This window comes from Martelella sp. K41-7, from assembly GCF_055808365.1.
In genome coordinates this window covers 2,643,617-2,660,845 of the sequence record NZ_CM147867.1, presented here as the reverse complement: position 1 = coordinate 2,660,845, position 17,229 = coordinate 2,643,617, and the positions used below count along the sequence as shown (strand labels likewise).

Annotated in this window: 15 protein-coding genes and 1 pseudogene; 12 read left to right on the top strand and 4 right to left on the bottom strand. The window is 59.3% G+C overall.

What is annotated here, in order from left to right; all coding sequences use genetic code 11:
- The first annotated feature begins 99 nt into the window (after positions 1-99).
- Genes AC0L7L_RS12600 through hydA form a run of 5 tightly spaced genes read left to right on the top strand, consistent with a single transcriptional unit; the run spans position 100 to position 5,367 of the window.
- Positions 100-1,182, top strand: a complete 1,083-nt coding sequence (locus tag AC0L7L_RS12600) for an extracellular solute-binding protein (RefSeq protein WP_272212297.1) — start codon at positions 100-102, stop codon at positions 1,180-1,182.
- 2 nt (positions 1,183-1,184) lie between these two features.
- Complete coding sequence (locus AC0L7L_RS12595; protein ID WP_473509339.1) at positions 1,185-2,273, top strand: ABC transporter ATP-binding protein; 1,089 nt, start codon at positions 1,185-1,187, stop codon at positions 2,271-2,273.
- A 4-nt stretch (positions 2,274-2,277) separates the two neighbouring features.
- Positions 2,278-3,147 carry an ABC transporter permease gene (locus tag AC0L7L_RS12590; RefSeq protein WP_473509336.1) on the top strand — a complete coding sequence of 290 codons (870 nt, stop codon included), beginning with the start codon at positions 2,278-2,280 and terminating at the stop codon, positions 3,145-3,147.
- Positions 3,147-3,926 carry an ABC transporter permease gene (locus AC0L7L_RS12585; protein ID WP_473509334.1) on the top strand — a complete coding sequence of 260 codons (780 nt, stop codon included), beginning with the start codon at positions 3,147-3,149 and terminating at the stop codon, positions 3,924-3,926. The genes AC0L7L_RS12590 and AC0L7L_RS12585 overlap by 1 nt, the downstream gene beginning before the upstream one ends.
- 22 nt (positions 3,927-3,948) lie before the next feature.
- Complete coding sequence (hydA, locus tag AC0L7L_RS12580) at positions 3,949-5,367, top strand: dihydropyrimidinase (protein WP_473509332.1); 1,419 nt, start codon at positions 3,949-3,951, stop codon at positions 5,365-5,367.
- 3 nt (positions 5,368-5,370) lie between these two features.
- Here the strand turns inward: hydA and AC0L7L_RS12575 are convergent, their stop codons facing one another.
- A complete protein-coding gene (locus tag AC0L7L_RS12575; protein WP_272212291.1) occupies positions 5,371-6,228 on the bottom strand; it encodes a MurR/RpiR family transcriptional regulator in 858 nt (285 codons plus the stop codon).
- Between the two features lie 126 nt (positions 6,229-6,354).
- On the opposite strand from AC0L7L_RS12575, the pseudogene AC0L7L_RS12570 reads away from it, so the two are divergent.
- The 3 genes and pseudogenes from AC0L7L_RS12570 to AC0L7L_RS12560 form a co-directional block, all read left to right on the top strand.
- Positions 6,355-6,753 (top strand): annotated as a pseudogene (locus AC0L7L_RS12570) (TRAP transporter small permease); the annotation flags it as partial.
- 133 nt (positions 6,754-6,886) lie between these two features.
- On the top strand, positions 6,887-8,170 hold the full coding sequence (locus tag AC0L7L_RS12565) for a TRAP transporter large permease (protein WP_473509330.1): 1,284 nt from the start codon (positions 6,887-6,889) through the stop codon (positions 8,168-8,170).
- Between the two features lie 45 nt (positions 8,171-8,215).
- Positions 8,216-9,253 (top strand): TRAP transporter substrate-binding protein, encoded by a 1,038-nt coding sequence (locus tag AC0L7L_RS12560; RefSeq protein WP_272212288.1) that lies wholly within the window; start codon positions 8,216-8,218, stop codon positions 9,251-9,253.
- Between the two features lie 106 nt (positions 9,254-9,359).
- Here the strand turns inward: AC0L7L_RS12560 and putA are convergent, their stop codons facing one another.
- Positions 9,360-12,770 (bottom strand): bifunctional proline dehydrogenase/L-glutamate gamma-semialdehyde dehydrogenase PutA, encoded by a 3,411-nt coding sequence (gene putA / locus AC0L7L_RS12555; protein WP_473509327.1) that lies wholly within the window; start codon positions 12,768-12,770, stop codon positions 9,360-9,362.
- A gap of 113 nt (positions 12,771-12,883) precedes the next feature.
- On the opposite strand from putA, the gene AC0L7L_RS12550 reads away from it, so the two are divergent.
- Entirely contained in the window at positions 12,884-13,342 is a 459-nt protein-coding gene (locus AC0L7L_RS12550; RefSeq protein ID WP_272212284.1) for an Lrp/AsnC family transcriptional regulator, read from the top strand.
- 24 nt (positions 13,343-13,366) lie between these two features.
- Here AC0L7L_RS12550 and AC0L7L_RS12545 read toward each other — a convergent pair whose 3' ends face one another.
- On the bottom strand, positions 13,367-13,972 hold the full coding sequence (locus tag AC0L7L_RS12545; protein ID WP_473509325.1) for an exopolysaccharide biosynthesis protein: 606 nt from the start codon (positions 13,970-13,972) through the stop codon (positions 13,367-13,369).
- A gap of 144 nt (positions 13,973-14,116) precedes the next feature.
- Here AC0L7L_RS12545 and AC0L7L_RS12540 point away from each other — a divergent pair, with 144 nt between their 5' ends.
- Both AC0L7L_RS12540 and AC0L7L_RS12535 read left to right on the top strand, forming a co-directional pair.
- The gene (locus AC0L7L_RS12540) at positions 14,117-14,371 is read left to right on the top strand and encodes a hypothetical protein (protein ID WP_272212283.1); all 255 of its coding nucleotides are present in this window, start codon (positions 14,117-14,119) and stop codon (positions 14,369-14,371) included.
- A gap of 89 nt (positions 14,372-14,460) precedes the next feature.
- A complete protein-coding gene (locus AC0L7L_RS12535; protein WP_272212282.1) occupies positions 14,461-14,733 on the top strand; it encodes a DUF7218 family protein in 273 nt (90 codons plus the stop codon).
- Here the strand turns inward: AC0L7L_RS12535 and AC0L7L_RS12530 are convergent.
- Entirely contained in the window at positions 14,727-15,233 is a 507-nt protein-coding gene (locus AC0L7L_RS12530; RefSeq protein ID WP_272212281.1) for a MarR family winged helix-turn-helix transcriptional regulator, read from the bottom strand. The two genes, AC0L7L_RS12535 and AC0L7L_RS12530, sit on opposite strands and share 7 nt — an antisense overlap.
- A gap of 215 nt (positions 15,234-15,448) precedes the next feature.
- Between AC0L7L_RS12530 and AC0L7L_RS12525 the strand changes: the two genes are divergently transcribed.
- Positions 15,449-17,224 (top strand): N-acetylglutaminylglutamine amidotransferase, encoded by a 1,776-nt coding sequence (locus AC0L7L_RS12525; protein WP_473513917.1) that lies wholly within the window; start codon positions 15,449-15,451, stop codon positions 17,222-17,224.
- The last annotated feature ends 5 nt before the right edge of the window (positions 17,225-17,229 follow it).

Genomic DNA, 17,229 nt, shown 5'->3' with positions numbered 1-17,229 from the left:
AAGATTTTATGAAAAAGGTTTTTACTTGATCAGGGTCGCGCGAAAAGCCGTCGGCCATCACCTCGAATAACAATGGGGAACCTGAAAAGGGATCGAGCAATGACTTTTGACATCAATCGCCGCCGACTTCTGAAAACAGCCGCCGCCGGTGCGGCGCTGAGCGCATTTTCGCCGCTGAGCCGCGCCTTCGCCGCCACCGATATCGCCTGGATGACCTGGGAGAACCTTGCGAAGCCGGATTATCTTGCCGCCTTCCTGAGCGAAAATCCGGGCATCGACATCACCAAGACCTTCATTGGTTCCGATGATGAACAGTTTGCCAAGCTGCGTGCCGGCGGCGCCTCCGCCGTCGACCTGATCACACCCGGCCTCGACAAGGTCGAATACTATGTCGCCTCCGACCTGCTGCAGCCGATCGACTTCTCGAAGGTGACCAATGGCGACCTGCTATATGATACATTCAAGAACACGCATCTCGGCAAGCAGGACGGCGAGACCTACGGTATTCCGTTCTACTGGGGTATTAATCCGATCGTTTATCGTGCCGATATGATGGATGCCGAGCCCGACTGGTCTGTCTTCTTCGAGGGCGACAAATATGCCGGCAAACTTGCCATGCGCGACTATGCGCTGGAAGGCATCATGATCGCAGCCATGTATCTCGGCATTCCGCGCGACGAAATGTTCGTGATGGACGACAGGCAGCTTGCCGAGGTCAAGAAGGCGCTGATGGCGCAGAAAAAGCTTCTGCGGACCTACTGGAACTCCATCGGCGACCTTACAAACCTGTTCGCCTCGGGCGAAGTGGTCTGCGCCTTCTCCTGGGTTCCGCCCTATTACGACCTGAAGGAGCGCGGACTCGATATGGGCATGGCCAAGCCGAAGCAGGGCGTTATCGGCTGGTGCGATACGCTTGCTGTTCCCGCCGGTGTCGAAGGTGAAAAGCTTGATGCGGTGTTCGACCTCGTCAATTATCTTCTGGGGCCGGCCTATGGCGAAAAACTTGCATTCGGCGGCCCCTACGCACAGTCGACCTCTGCTGCGCGTGATCTGATTCCGGCAGAACAGAAGGAAAAGATCTTTATCAGTGATCTTTCGGTGATGGATTCCTTTGTCTGGAAACAGAACCCGCCCCGTTACAATGACTGGGTCGCCATCTGGAACGAAGTGAAGGCCAGCTAAGCATGTCTCCCGCATTCCCGACAAAAGCGGCCGCGTCGCTCCTCAAGGGCGTGGCCGTTCACAAGGAATATGGCAAGGTGCATGCCGTGCGCGGCATTGATTTTGCCATTGACGCCAATTCCTATGTCACGCTTCTGGGCCCGTCGGGATGCGGGAAGACATCTCTTCTCAGAATGATCGGCGGGTTCGAGGAAATCTCCTCGGGCCTGATCGAACTGGACGGTCGCTCGCTCACCGGCATGGGGGCCGCAAAAAGGCCGGTCAACACGGTGTTTCAGAATTATGCGCTGTTTCCGCATCTGAGTGTCCGCGAAAATGTTGCTTTCGGCCTCGCTTACCGCCAAATGGCCAGGGCGGCAATCGCTGAAAAGGTCGACGCAACACTTGCAATGGTGCAGATGGAGGCAATGGCGGACCGGCGCCCGCGCCAGCTTTCCGGTGGCCAGCAGCAGCGTGTCGCGCTCGCCCGCGCCATCGTCAACGAACCGCGGATTCTGCTTCTGGACGAGCCGCTTTCCGCGCTCGACCGGCGGATGCGGAAGGATATGCAGATCGAACTGAAAGACCTGCAGCGCCGCCTCGGCATGACCTTCCTGCATGTGACCCACGATCAGGAAGAAGCGTTTGCGCTGTCCGACCGGATCATCGTGATGAATGACGGGCGGATTGAACAGCAGGGCGCACCGGCGGAGATCTACCGCAAGCCGGCGACGGCCTATGTCGCTGACTTCATTGGCGGAGCCAATCTTGTCACAGGGCAGGTCGTTTCCGCTGACCAGGGCATTGCAACGATTGCGACGTCGGCAGGCGATTTTTCATGTCCTGCGGTGGACGGCCTTGCCGCCGGCAAAGCTGCCGTTTTGACCCTGCGCGCCGAGCAGATCGAATTGTCTGCGTCGGGTGGTATTCCGGCGAAAGTGACCCACACCGTGTTCAAGGGGTCGGAATGGCTGGTGGAAACGGTTCTGGACGATGGCACCGCGATTTCCCTGATCTCGCGCCAAGACGATCCGCCAGAGATCGGTTCGACCGTTGGAGTTTCCTTCGATGCCCGGCGCGGCTGGATCGCTGCTGCGGGAGGGAGAGGCTAGAGCCATGGAAAAAGCCCGCATTGGCGGTTGGCTTGCCGCTCCGGTCTTTGCTGCGGTTCTCGCGCTTTGCATCGCGCCCCTTGCCATCCTGTTCACCTATTCGTTCTTTCAGGTCGATTTCGTTGCCATCATTACCGATCCGACCTTGAAAAATTACGCACGCATCGCCTCCAGCGGAACTTATCGCTGGCTGATTGCAAAGGCCTTCCTGTCTGGTTTTGCCATCACCGCCCTGACGGCTGTGGTCGGTTATCCTGTGGCCTGGTTTATCGCCAAGCGGGTCACACATTACAAATCTGCGCTGCTGACACTGTTGCTGGTGCCGCTATATACCGGTGACATGGTGCGCATTTTCGCCTGGCGGGTGCTGTTGGGGTCCGAGGGCGTGCTCAACTCGCTTTTGATGTGGACGGGGGCGATTGCCCGTCCGCTCGACAGCCTGCTGTTTTCGCCGCTCGCCACCCACATCGTGCTGACCTACAACTACCTGCCGTTCATGGTGATCGGGCTGTGGCTTGCCTTCGAAGCGCTGGACGATCGCCTGATCGAGGCGGCAACCGATCTGGGGGCGGGCACGCTCTCCGCCTTTCGCCGGGTCACGCTGCCGCTCACCGCGCCTGGCCTGATTGCCGGCGGGCTGATGGTGTTTGTCATGGTTGTGGGCGATTATCTGACCCCGCAACTGATCGGCGGCGCTTCCGGCGTCACCATCATCTCGGCGATCAACGACCTGTTCGGAACGGCCTTCGACTGGCCGCTTGGATCGGCCATCGCCTGGACTATGCTGGCTATTCTGTTCTGCTTTTTTGCTGCCGCCGTCATCGCTATCTCGCGGTCTTCGCTCGGTAAGGCCATGGTCGGGGGAGAAGCCTGATGAAAAGCAGCGCGACGCAGGCCGCTACGGTCTGGATCTGGATCGTCTATATCTTCATGTATCTACCGGTGGCGATGATCGCGATCTTCTCCTTCAACAATTCGGAGATTATCGCCTTCCCGCTGCAGGGTTTTACCTTCCAGTGGTACAATGAGACATTCACCGATCTGAGGCTTCTGGGCGGGCTCAAACTCACCTTTCTTGTGGCTATTCCCACGGGCCTTTTCGCAACGGTGCTCGGTGCCATGGCCGCATTGGCCCTGACCCGGTTTCCGATCAAGCGGCGCATGCTGCTGCTGATCATGATCTTGCTCCCCTTCCTGATTCCGAAGGTAATTCTGGCCGTTGCCCAGCTGATCATGCTGTCCGACCTCGGTATTAACCGCACAATCTGGACCATCATTGCCGGACAAACCATCATCATCCTGCCGTTTACCACGCTGGTGAATGCCTCTGTGCTGATGCGGATCGATGGTCGGCTGGAAGAGGCGGCCTTCGACCTCGGCGCCAGCCACTTCTCCGCATTCCGGCGAGTGACGCTGCCTCTGATGAAAAACGGTCTTATGGCGTCATGGTTTATTGCATTTGTGCTCTCTTCGGCGGAATATGTGCTGACATCCTTCCTCAGCGGACGGGCGCAGCCGCTTTCCATTCTGGTGGCTTCGGACTTCCGCTTCAATATTTCTCCCGCGCTTGATGCGATTGCGTTGATGCTGGTGGTTGCCAATATTGCCCTGATCGGGCTTGGCGAATTCATCCGGCTCAGATCGCAGAAGTGACTTTACGACCAAGGAGCATTTAATGGCCGACTTCGATCTGTTAATCCGCAATGGGACCTGTGTGACCGCCGCCGACACTTTTCTTGCCGATGTTGCGGTGAAGGACGGAAAGATCGTCGCCACCGGCACCAACCTCGGAACCGCGGACAAGGAGATCGACGCTTCCGGCCTGCTGGTCATGCCCGGCGGGATTGACAGTCATGTGCACCTTGCCCAGCCATCGGCCCCTGGCAGCCCGCAAATGGCCGACGGCTTCGAAACCGGAACGCGCTCGGCGATTGCCGGCGGCACCACGACGGTCATCCCCTTCGCGCTGCAGGCGCGTGGCGAAAACCTGCGTGAGGCCGTTGCCGCCTATCATGAAAAGGCGCGCGGCCAGGCCTATTGCGATTACGGTTTTCACCTGATCATCACCGACCCGACGCCGCAGGCGCTGGGCCAGGATCTCCCCGGCCTTGTGGAAAGCGGCTACACCTCCTTCAAGGTGTTTATGACCTATGACGACATGGTGCTCAACGACCGAGAGCTTCTCGAGGTCTTTGACTGCGCGCGCGATTGCAAGGCGCTCGTCATGGTCCATTGCGAAGGCTATGATGCCATCCGGTTCATGACCGAGAAGCTGGAGAAAGCCGGCAAGACCGCGCCTTATTTCCATGGCGTTTCCCGCCCGGAAGTGGTTGAACGCGAAGCCGCCCATCGCGCCATCAGCCATGCCCAGCTTGTCGATGTTCCGATCATGATTGTCCATGTCTCCGGCCGCGAGGCTATGGAACAGATCCGCTGGGCACAGCAGCGCGGCCTCAATATCTACGGTGAAACCTGCACGCAATATATTGCGCTGACGGCCGACGACATGAAGGGCTTCAACATGGACGCGACCGGCGGCAAATATGTGTGCTCGCCGCCGCCGCGCGACCGTGATAGCTGGGATGCCATCTGGGAAGGGATTCGCGGCGGTGTGTTCTCGACGTTCTCCTCCGATCATTGCCCCTTCTATTTCGATGGTCCCGACGGCAAGATGTCCGGCAAGGGCAAGTCCTCCTTCCGTTGGGTGCCGAACGGTATTCCAGGCGTCGAAAACCGTATGCAGGTCTTTTTCTCCAAGGGTGTCAGCGAAGGGCGGATTTCGCTCAATGAGTTTGTCGCGCTGACTTCGACCAACCATGCGAAAATGTATGGCCTCTACCCGCAGAAGGGCTCGATCGCGCCGGGCTTCGATGCCGATCTGGTGCTGTGGGATGCAAATCGCGAGGAAACCATCACCCAGGACGGTATGCATCACGGCTCTGACTACACCGCCTATGAAGGGCTGAAGGTCAAAGGTTGGCCCGTGATGACGATCCTGCGCGGCAAGACCGTTTGCGAGGAAGGCAAGATTCTCGGTTCCGTGGAAGATGGCGCTTTTCTTCCGCGCGGGATTTCACCCTACGCCACCAAATAGGCCTCAGCTTTCAAGGTCTTTCAGCGTGTCGTGCAGCTGTTCGATGTCCGCCAGTCTGTGGCGGGCATCGGAACCAAGCTTGCGCATGGTCTCAAGCGCCAGCAGTCTGAGAACGGCCATGGCGCCTGAATATGAATCGAGCAGCTGCGGGGTCTCGACCGCGCAATAAAGCGTCCAGGTCGCGTGTGCCGGCGCTTCGCGAACGCTGCGGTCGGCAATCAGCACGATCCGGCAGCCGGTGGCCGCGATGGTTTTCATCAAATTGAGAAAACCTGCGGGCCTGCGCCTTAGTCCCACAATAACGACGACATCATCTTTTCCAAGGCCGGCGGCGGTTTCCGCCAGCGTCTGGCCGGCGACATTCAGCATTGACGCGTTGGGCCGCATCGACAAAAGCGTGGTGCAGAAATAGGCGGCCGGAAAATAGCTGTTGCGGAAGCCGGCAACCCGGACAGTTGGCGCCTTTGCTATCGCCTCGCATACAGCGCCGACCGTCAGCGGAGACTGCATCGCCAGTGATGCTTCGAGCCGCTGCATTTCTCCGGCAAGCGTCTGCGAAATGCCATGCCCGGGCTTGGTTCCGTCCTTTTCTGCCAGATAGAAGGGCGAACCTGCGGCACGCAGCTCCCGCACAGCCCGGCGGGCCTCATCGAAGCTCTGGTAGCCGAGGCGCTGGAACAGACGGGTCACCGTGGCATTGGAAACGCCTGTGCGTTCCGCAAGCTCATTGGCATTGATGAGGGCGAGTTCGCCCGGACTTTCAAGAATGAAATCGGCGATCTGGCGTTCGCGCGCCGGCAGCTCCGCATAAAGCGAATGCAGCCGTTCCGTCAGCGGGATGTTCGTATCTTCGGGCGTCATTCGTTTTCTTTCCTCTCCCGGATCAGCAAAAACAATATGAAAATAAATTTGCGTCATTGCAAATAAAATGAAAATGAGTTTTCATGTCTCTGTTACATCCGAAATCCCTTCTGCAGGTTTCAATTGATGAGCGAATTTGCACAGAAAGCCAAGCGGATCAGTCACCGGCTCAATCGCGTCGTCGAGGTGGCGTGTGTCGTGCTTCTGGTTCTGCTCGTGCTGGATGTCTGGTTGGGCATTGTTTCACGCTATCTCATTCCGTTGCCCCTGACCTTTACCGAAGAACTGGCGCGCTATCTGATGATCTGGATGGCCCTGCTGGCGATTTCCTGCGGCATCGTTCATCGCGAACATATCGGCGTCGAATTTCTGTTTGTCCGCATGCCGTCGGGCATGCGCCGCTTTCTGGCGATCGCCTTTGATGTGTTGGGTTTCGTCTTCTTCTTCGTCCTTTTCTGGTACGGGCTCGGTTTTGCCGAAAAGGGCTTTTCGCGGGTCACGATGATCTACGCAATGCCGAAGGGCTATGCCTTTGCGGCGGTGCCGGCGGCGGCGGCAATTGCCGCTATCCAGATCGCGCTCAATGGTCTCAGCGATGCGCTTTCCGCGCGCGCACCGCATTCGACCGGCGCGATGAGCGTTGGCGGGGAGTGGAATAATGGCGATGATCCTCGTACCCGTTGCGTTTTTCGGTTTACTGGCGCTCGGCCTGCCCGTCGGGATCACCATCGGAGTTGCAGGTCTTATCGGCATGGTCGATATCGGGCCGCGTTTTCTGGCGATGGCACCGGACCGCATGTTTGCCGGCCTCGACCTGTTTCCTTTCCTAGCAATGCCGTTCTTCATTCTTGCCGGCGAGATCATGAATCGGTCGGGCATCACCCAGGGTCTGGTCAAGCTGGCCGATGCGCTGGTGGGATGGATGCGCGGTGGCATGGCCCATTCCAATATGGTGGCCTCGGTCATGTTTGCCGGCATCACCGGTTCGGCCACAGCGGATGCGGCGGCCTTCGGCAACACGCTGGTGCCGGCCATGGTCAAGGGCGGCTATTCCAAATCCTATGCCTGCGCGGTGACGGCGGCGGGCTCGATTATCGGGCCGACCATTCCGCCGTCAACGCTTGCGATTATCTACGGCTCGATCATGGGGGTCTCGATTGCCGGGCTGTTTGCCGCCGGCATCCTTCCGGGCCTGCTCATTTGCGTGGTCTGCATGGGCGTCATCGCGCTGACAGCGCGCCGCAAAAACCTGCCAAAAGGGGAGGGCGGCCCATCCTTTGCCGCTGTTGCAGGCGCTCTGCGCGAAGGCTTTCTGGCAGCACTCTTGCCGGTCTTCATTCTGGGCTCGATCCTTGGCGGCTTTGCCACCCCGACGGAAGCGGCGGCCGTTGCCGTTGCCTATGCGCTGTTTGTCGGCGGCGTCATCTACCGGGCGCTGTCCTGGGAAGATCTCTATCAAATCGGCGTGCGCACCGCCCGCATTACCGGCGTCATCTTTCTGATCATCGCATCGGCAACCATTCTCGGCTGGTGGATGACCTATAACCGCGTGCCGCAGGCCATTGCCGAAACCCTGCTGGCCGTTTCCGAAAACCGCTACGTCGTCATTGGCCTCATCGTCGCGCTTTTGCTGATGATCGGCCTGGTGATGGATATCAACGCTACGCTGATCATCCTTGCGCCGGTATTGGCACCGCTGATGGCCAAGCTGGGTATGGAGCCGGTCCATGCCGGCATCATGATTATCCTCGCGCTCAACATCTCGCTGATGACGCCGCCGGTGGGGGCCTGCCTGTTCGTGCTTGCGTCGGTCACCGGAGAAAAGGTCGAGGCGATTGCGCGCGAGCTTTGGCCCTTCATCCTTGCTGAAGTGATTGTGCTTTTGGGCGTGGCCTATTTCGAAAAGATGACGCTGTTCGTCCCCCATCTGCTGGGGCTCTAGCAGAACCAAAACCAAAAGAGTGGAACTGAAACAGGAGCGAAAAACGTGAAGCTTATCAAAACTCTGACCCTCGGTGTTGCCGCCGTCTGCCTTGCTGGCCAGGCCTTTGCCGCCGACATCACCATCCGTCTGGCGCACCTCAATCCGGAAGACCCGTTCGAGAGCCATTCCGGTGCCATGGCCGCCGTCTTCAAATCGCTGGTGGAAAGCAATTCCAATGGCGAGATCGAAGTCCAGCTTTTCCCCAACGGCCAGCTTGGCAAGGATTCCGAAGTGATCGATCAGGTTCGTTCCGGTCTGGTGGAAAGCACCATTTCATCTGCCGGCGGCATGGCCGAGCATTATCCGCTGGTCGGCGTGTTCGACATTCCCTTTGCCTTCCCCAATATCGGCGTTGCCAGCCAGGTCATCGACAAGGACAGCGCCTTCGGCATGGCCTTTTCCGAAGATCTTGAAGGCAAGACCGGCCTGAAAGTACTGGGTTTGCTGGATTCCGGCGGCTTCTTCGAGTTCACCAATTCCGAGCGTCCGATCGAGACGGTGGAAGACATGGACGGGCTGAAGATCCGCACCATGACCTTGCCGACCCATGAGACGCTGATTTCCTCGCTCGGCGGTCAGCCGACGGCGCTGCCCTGGGCAGAGGTCTACACCGCGCTGCAGACCGGCGTCGCCGATGGCGAGATGAACCCGATCCCGATCATCGCGTTTGCCAAGTTCCAGGAAGTGCAGAAATATCTGTCGATCACCAACCACCTGATCACGCCGTATATCTGGACGATGAACGAGGAGTTCTTCGACGGTCTCAGCCCGGAAAACCAGTATCTGATCTCTTGGGCCGCCGATGTTGCCACCGATGCCGGCCGTTCCATGAGCCGTGTGATCGAAGCCTCTGAAAAGGGCCTGCCGACCCTGTCGGAAACCATGGAAGTCAACGTTGTTGCGCCGGAAGAGCTCGGCAAGTTCGCTGAAGCCTCACAGCCCGCGGTGCGCGCGCTGATCGCGGAGAGCTACGGCGATGAAGGCGTCGCCATGCTTGACCTCATGCTGGAAACCGCTGACGAGGCCAATTCGTCCTACTAAGGCATCGGCTCAGGTTGCAGAGAACACGAAATCAAAGGGCGCGCCGGGTTGTTCGGCGCGCCCTTTGGCTTTGCCCGTTCGGTTCAGCCAGAAAACTCCTCTGTCTTCACCCCGCCAGAAGGCTGGCATTTCCGCCGGATGCCGTTGTGTCGACGCAGAGATGGCGCTCATGCATGACGTGGGCCTTGTCCGGCATGGCGGTGATCAGCGGCAGGACCGGGCCGGAGCGTTGCGCAAGCGCACCGGCAAACGCCCGCGCTGCCGCCTCGTCGCCCCACCACAGAGCACCGGAAAAGCCATCCAGTGTCGTCAGCGCGCCCGGCTCGACATGACCGTCGACGGCAATTGCGCGTCCGCCGAGAGCCTCGACTGCGGCCTTCTGTGCAGCGGCGATTTCCTTGCCGGGCCCGAGGCAGAGAAGCGGCGGGCGGGTGTAGAAGGCGAGCCGGTTCAGCTCCCCGGTTACGCCCGGCATCAGTTCCTCGTCGAGCTTGACCTCCGCCAGCGCCGACAGCATTGCCTCAACCGATTTCAGGTCGGCATTGTCGCTCCAGTCTTCGCCGCCTTCTTGTCCGGATGCAGGTGTCAGGAAGCGCGGCAGATAGTCCGGGCCGCCGGCCTTCGGACCGGTGCCGGAAAGCCCCTCGCCACCGAAGGGCTGAGAGCCGACGACCGCGCCGATCTGGTTGCGGTTCACATAGATGTTGCCGACATGGATGCTTTCGGAAACGGCCTGCACCCGGTCATCGATGCGGGTGTGGAGGCCAAAGGTCAGCCCGTAGCCGCGGGCATTGACCCTGTCGACAATCTTTTCCAGATCGCGCGCCTTGTAGGTGGCGACATGTAGGACCGGGCCGAATATCTCGCGTTCCAGATCGTCAATGCCGTTCACCTTCAGCATGGTCGGGGCAATGAAGGTGCCGGTTCCCGGTGCTTTCAGTTGGTGCAGTATGCCGCCCGATTTTTCTTTAAGATAGGCGGCGATGCCGTCACGGGCCTCCGCGTCGATCACCGGGCCGACATCCGTGGAGAAAAGCCAGGGATCGCCGACGGCAAGCTCATCCATGGCGCCCTTGATCATTTCGATCAGATGATCGGCGGTGTCCTCTTGAACATAAAGGCAGCGCAACGCCGAGCAGCGCTGGCCGGCCGACTGGAAGGCGGAGGCGACAATATCGCGCACGGCCTGTTCGGGCAGCGCCGTGCTGTCAACGATCATGGCATTGAGCCCGCCGGTCTCGGCGATCAGCGGTGTGCCGGGCGCAAGATTTTCGGCTATCGATTTTTCGATCAGCTTGGCCGTGTCGATAGAGCCGGTGAAGACCGCACCTGAAACGCGCTTGTCAGCGGTCAGCGCCGCACCGACCGTCGGCCCGTCGCCGGTAAGCAGTTGCAGGGCAGAAAGCGGCACGCCAGCCTCATGCAGAAGCTGGACAGCCTTGTGGGCAATCATCTGCGTCTGTTCGGCGGGTTTGCAGAGCACGCCATTGCCGGCCATGAGTGCCGCTGAAATCTGGCCGGTGAAGATCGCCAGCGGGAAATTCCATGGGCTGATGGCAACGATGATGCCGCGCGGGCCTTGCACCATATTCTCGCCCTCGCGGGCATAATAACGTAGGAAATCGACAGCCTCGCGCACCTCGCCGATGGCGTCGGCAATGGTCTTGCCGGCTTCCTTCGCCAGCAGCGCGAACAGGACGCCATAATTTTCTTCATAGAGATCGGCGGCCTTGCGCAGCACGGCGGCGCGCTCTGTAGCCGGCGCATCCCATATTGCAGCGTCATCGAAGGCGCGGGCAACGGTTGCCTCATCGGCTTCCAGCACCGTGCCGATCGTTTCGCCCGTTGCCGGGTTGGTGACGGTAATGGCCTTGCCGGTCGGCTCGGAGACGGTAAGCGACTTACCATCGGGCAGGGGGATGTCGCGCGCCTGTTCGATTGCCACAAGCACATCGTCTGCGGTTGTGTCCCAGCCTAGCGCGGCAATCCGGCCCTCACCGAAGATATCGGCCGGCTTCTTCAGCGCCGCCGGAGGCTTTGCGGTTTTCACAGCCTCGAACGGATCGCTGGCAACCGTTTCCGGCGCAATGTTGTTGTCGACGATCTGATGGACGAAGGAGGAATTCGCGCCGTTTTCCAGAAGGCGGCGCACCAGATAGGCCAGCAGATCGCGATGGGCGCCGACCGGGGCGTAGATCCGGCAATGGCCGCCGGTTTCCTTCATCACGATGTCATGCAGGCGTTCGCCCATGCCGTGGAGGCGCTGAAGCTCGTAGGGCCGACCGTCGGCGAGTTCCAGAACGGCGGCAATCGTGTGGGCATTGTGCGAGGCAAATTGCGGGAAGATGCGGTCGCTCATTGAAAACAGCTTCCGTGCCAGGCAGAGATAGGCAACATCGGTCGCCGCCTTGGTGGAGAAAAGCGGAAAGCCCGGCATGCCGTTGACCTGGGCAAGCTTCATCTCCGTGTCCCAGTAGGCGCCCTTTACCAGCCGCACATTGATCTTGCGGTCATAGCGCGTGACCATTTCGTAAAGCGCATCAATTGCGGCGTCTGCACGCTTGCCATAGGCCTGAATCACGACGCCGAAACCGTCCCAGCCTTCAAGCGCGGAATCGGCTATCACCGCGTCGATCACCTTGAAGGAAAGCGCCAGCCGGGCCTGTTCCTCGGCATCGATATGCAGCGCGATGCCGACCTCCTTGGCCTGAATGGCCAGACGCTTGACGATCGGTACAAGCTCTTCCATCACGCGGTCTTCCTTTGCCACCTCATAGCGCGGATGAAGGGCGGAGAGCTTGATCGAGATGCCGGGGTTGTCAACAATCTTGTCGTGAACCGCGGCCTTGCCGATTGCCTTGATGGCGTTTGTGTAATGGCGGTCGTAGCGCGCGGCATCATCCGCCGTCATCGCTGCCTCGCCGAGCATGTCGAAGGAGTAGGTAAAGCCCTGCTTCATCCGGGTTTCGCCGCGCTTCAATGCACTCTCGATGGTCTCTCCGAGCACGAACTGACGGCCCATTTCCTTCATGGCACGCATGACGGCGGTGCGGATCACCGGTTCGCCCATGCGCTTGACGAGGCCGTGCAGGGTGTTCGCAATGCCCGGGTCGGTGCGGTCGTCCAGGACCTTGCCGGTCAGCATCAGTGCCCATGTAGAGGCGTTGACGAGCGAGGAGGCGGCGGTGCCGAGATGGCTGTTCCACTCCGAGGGTGCAATCTTGTCTTCGATCAGCGCGTCGATGGTGAACTTGTCCGGTACGCGCAGCATGGCTTCGGCCAGACACATCAGCGCCACGCCCTCGCGTGTCGACAGCCCGTATTCAGCCAGAAAATGCTCCATCAGCGTCGGCTTGCTCTCCGATCGGATGCGCCGAACCAGGTTGGCGGCCCGTTTGCTGATGGCTTTGCGTTCGTCCGGGGAAATCGCGGCGTTTTCGGCAAGAGTGGTCAGCAGCGGTGCGTCGGGAGTGAATTTTTGCTCGAAGCCGAGCGCCGGGAAGGAAATGTCAGCCAATATCTGCTCCTCGTTTTTTGCCAGACTAACGTCAATTGACTGGACGATGCGACTAGTTTTCGCTACTTATTTGGGCATTCATAACAAAAAATAATGAAATTATGGGTCAGGACATGGGACTCGATCCCATCAATCGCAAAATTCTCGAAGAACTGGTTTTCGACGCACGCATCTCCATGACGGATCTGGCGCGTAAGGTCGGCCTGTCCAAGACGCCGGTCGCCATCAGGGTCCGGCAGATGGAGGAAATGGGTTTGATCAAAGGTTACCGCGCAATGTTGTCCCCGATCAAGCTCGGTCTTACCCATGTCACCTATGTCACCGTGAAGGTGAGCGACACACGGCAAAAGGCGCTGAAGCAATTCAACGAGGCTGTGCGGCAAATCCCCGAGGTGGAGGAGTGCTATCTGATTGCCGGCGGATTTGATTACCAGATCAAGGTGCGCTCACGTGACATGGAGCATTTTCGTCAGATCATGGCGGAGGAGATTTCGGAACTGCCCTTTGTCAGCTGGACTACGAGCTATGTTGCGATGGAGGCCGTGGTCGACCAGAGTTGGGTGGCGCTGTAGCACCCATGCCGACGACACGCGGAACTAGATCGACATCAACACGCTGGAAACCGCCCAGATCACCACGCCGACAGGAACCAATGCCAGCAGCGCAAACAGACCGTCCCGGGTCAGCATCGAAAACGCGATCAGCGTGACCGCCACGCCGATCAGCGAGGAGGAGAATGGCACGAACTCCATGACTGGCATGATCGCGCCAAAGATGGTGCAGGCTAGTGGCAGCAACAATACCAGAGGCGGTTTGAACAGGAAGGTCATACGCTTGCGGCTGATGCGGTCGACGAAGCGGGTGAACGGCAGGATTTTTTCCAACCCCGCATGCAGCTTCGCGGTCTTGATCGTGCGATGGCGGATCCAGCCGGGAAGCCAGATCTGCTTGTGGCCGACCAGTCTTTGCCCTGCGATCAGCACGATAATCAGGCCGCAGACGGTCGAAAGGCCAGGGACGCCGCTCAGTGGTGTGATCAGCACGAGCGCGGGCAGGATCAGGAGCGGAATGAAGGAGGCGTGGCCGAAAGAGCGCATCAGGTGTTCAACGGAGACCTCGCCGTTTCCGGTCTCCGCAACGGTGCGTTCGACGATTTCGGTCAGCGAACGAAACTCATGTTCGGCCGTGTTGGCTTGGTTCAAGAAAGGCTCCTGCAAAAAGTCATCTGACTGAGTGTGAACGCCGCGGAAAGGCCGCTTGTTCCCGGTGGCCCGATCGCGCACGCCGCCATTGATTTATGATGCGCCATGTGTCCTGTTGATGAAAACGGAAAATGTGAGGATCCCATGTCGGAAGAACGTCTCGATAGACTTGAAGCGCAGATTGCAGCTCACCAGGAAGTTTTGATCGCGCTGGCCGCCACCCTTCCGGAGGGAGAAAACCGTTCTGTTTTCCGCGCCGCGCTTGACGGCCTGCTGACCGTGAAAGGCCAGGATGAGGACCCAGGTCTCGACCCCGATTCGTCCTTCGCCTTTCAGTACCGCGTTGCCGATACCATCCGCACGATCGTTGACGGTGCCGAGGCACGATCGAAGAAATAGGCACCCGGCCGGGCACAGGGTCCCTGTGTTTCGGAACCAATCGGCCGTTTGCGACGTTCTTCAGACGGTTTGAATGGAGGATCAGGGAAATGGCACCCAGCACAAAAGACCAACGGCCGTCTGTCAAGGATGACGACACCTATATGGCACTGCGCGAGAGCGGCGCCTCTAAGGAGAAGGCTGCGCGCATCGCCAATGCCAAGGCCAATGACCGGATGAACCCGTCGAAGAAGGGCGGCCGAGCCGATCCATACGAGGAGTGGTCGCATGATGATCTCTACGCCCCGGCGCAGAAGATCGGCGTCGACGGCCGCTCAAAGATGGCCAAGAGTGAACTGATCGATGCGTTGCGCAATCACTGAGGCGGCAAGTCGCGGGGAGCAAGGATGCCTTTCTTCGGCTTTGCCGTTTCTTCCGGGTCCAGAAGGTCTGCGACCCGCCTGAATGAGGTGACGATGGAGTGCTGTTCTGGCTGGGTGAAGGTGGAGAATTCGGCCGCAAAGCCATCGGCAAATAGCGAAGGAGCGCCCGCAAGCGTCTTCGATCCCGCAGCCGTGAGCACCGCCTGCACTTTCCGTCTGTCCGATACAGATCGTTTCCGGGCGATCAGCCCCTTGGCTTCAAGCTTGTCGAGGATTGTAACCGTGGTAGCCGGGCTGAGATCCGCCTGTTTCGAGATTGCCGCCGTCGTCAGCGCGCCCTGGTCACTAACCGCTTGCAATACAACGATCTGCGGAATGGTAAGCCCCGTTTCGCGGCCGATGCGTTTCGAGCGGATGTCGATTGCATGCGCGATGCGGCGGATTGCCTTCATCACAGCTTCAGCGTTTTTCGGTGTCAGGTCTTTGTGCTCATCCTTCATACGATCAGTCAATTACAACAGAAATTATTTGAACTCAAATGATTCTTGTTGTAATTAAAAAGCAACCCAGAAGCGCGGGCCTTATCCCGCAGCGCAATCAAGCCGCGCGGCTTAATCGCAAGCGGCAACGTGACATTTGAATATGCGCCTTGCTTGCCGGGAGACCTCCCTTCGTTCTCGGACCGGGCGCCAAGACAGGAGCGATCGTCCAGAACATGTGTGGTATTGCCGGAGAAATCAGATTTGACGGAACGCTTGCGGACGCTGAAGCCGTCGCGCGCATCACCGAGGCATTGGCGCCGCGCGGGCCGGATGGCAGCGGCATTCTCGGCCGTGGCAATTATGCCTTTGGCCATCGCCGCCTGAAGATCATTGATCTCTCCGAAAAGGCCGCACAGCCGATGACCGACCCCGAACTCGGTCTGACGATCGTGTTCAACGGCTGCATCTACAACTATCCGGAATTGCGAAAGACGCTTGAGGAAAAGGGCTACCGGTTCTTCTCCACCGGCGATACCGAAGTGATCCTCAAGGCTTATCATGCCTGGGGTCGGGATTGCGTGAAGCGCTTCCATGGCATGTTCGCTTTCGCCATTATCGAGCGCGACAGCGGCAAGGCCATGCTCGCGCGTGACCGGTTCGGCATCAAGCCGCTTTATTATTCGGTGAGCGGCAAGAATATCCGGTTTGCTTCCACGCTTCCGGCACTTCTGCGCGGCGGGGGCATCGACAAGTCTGTCGATCCGGTGGCGCTGCACCATTATATGTCGTTCCACGCCGTGGTGCCGCCGCCGCATACCATTCTCAAGGGCGTGCGCAAGCTGCCGCCGGCGACCACCCGCTGCTATGAGCCGGACGGCTCGTTCGAGGATATTCGCTACTGGGCGCCGCCGCATCAGCGCGACCCCGCCACATCGGGCCTTTCGCGCGAAGAATGGCGCGACCGGGTGCTTGACGCCCTGCGCACGGCGGTCAGGCGCCGCATGGTCGCAGACGTGCCCGTCGGCGTGCTTTTGTCCGGCGGCGTCGACTCTTCGATCATCACCGGACTTCTTGCCGAGGAAGGCCAGAAGGACCTGATGACCTTCTCTATCGGATTTGAGGAAGCGAATGGCGAAAAGGGCGATGAATTCAGCTATTCCGATCTGATCGCCGAGCGTTTCGGCACGGATCACCACAAGATCTTCGTGCCCTCGTCGGATCTGATGGGCGCGCTGCCCGATACTATCAATGCAATGTCGGAACCGATGGTTTCCTACGACAATATCGGCTTCTTCCTCCTGTCTCGCGAGGTCTCCAAGCACATCAAGGTGGTGCAGTCGGGCCAGGGCGCGGACGAGATTTTTGCCGGCTATCACTGGTATCCACCGCTTGAAAAGTCCAACGATGTCGTCGGCGATTATGCCAAGGGCTTCTTCGACCGCGACCATGCCAAACTCTCGCGTCATCTTTCGCCGGAATGGCTGGCGGAAGAAGATGTCAGCCGCGCCTTCGTCGAGAGCCATCTGATGGCGCCGGGCGCGGAAGGTCCGGTCGACCGGGCGCTGCGTCTCGACAGCCAGGTGATGCTGGTCGATGACCCGGTCAAGCGGGTCGACAACATGACCATGGCCTGGGGGCTTGAGGCGCGCGTGCCGTTCCTCGACCACGAGCTTGCCGAGCTTGCAGCCACCATCCCGCCGGAGTTCAAGCTCAATGACGGCGGCAAGGGTGTGCTGAAGGATGCCGCGCGTCTTGTCGTGCCGCATGAGGTGATCGACCGCAAGAAGGGCTATTTCCCGGTCCCGCAGCTGAAATACATCTCGGGCGAATATCTCGACATGGTTCGTGATACACTGACGAGCCAGGTCTCCAGCGAGCGCGGTCTGTTCAATAAGTCCTATCTCGACGATCTGTTCATCGATCCGATCGGCCACATCACGCCGCTGCGCGGCTCGGAACTCTGGCAGGTCGCGCTTCTGGAAATGTGGTTGCAGTCTCACGAGATTTGAGGAAA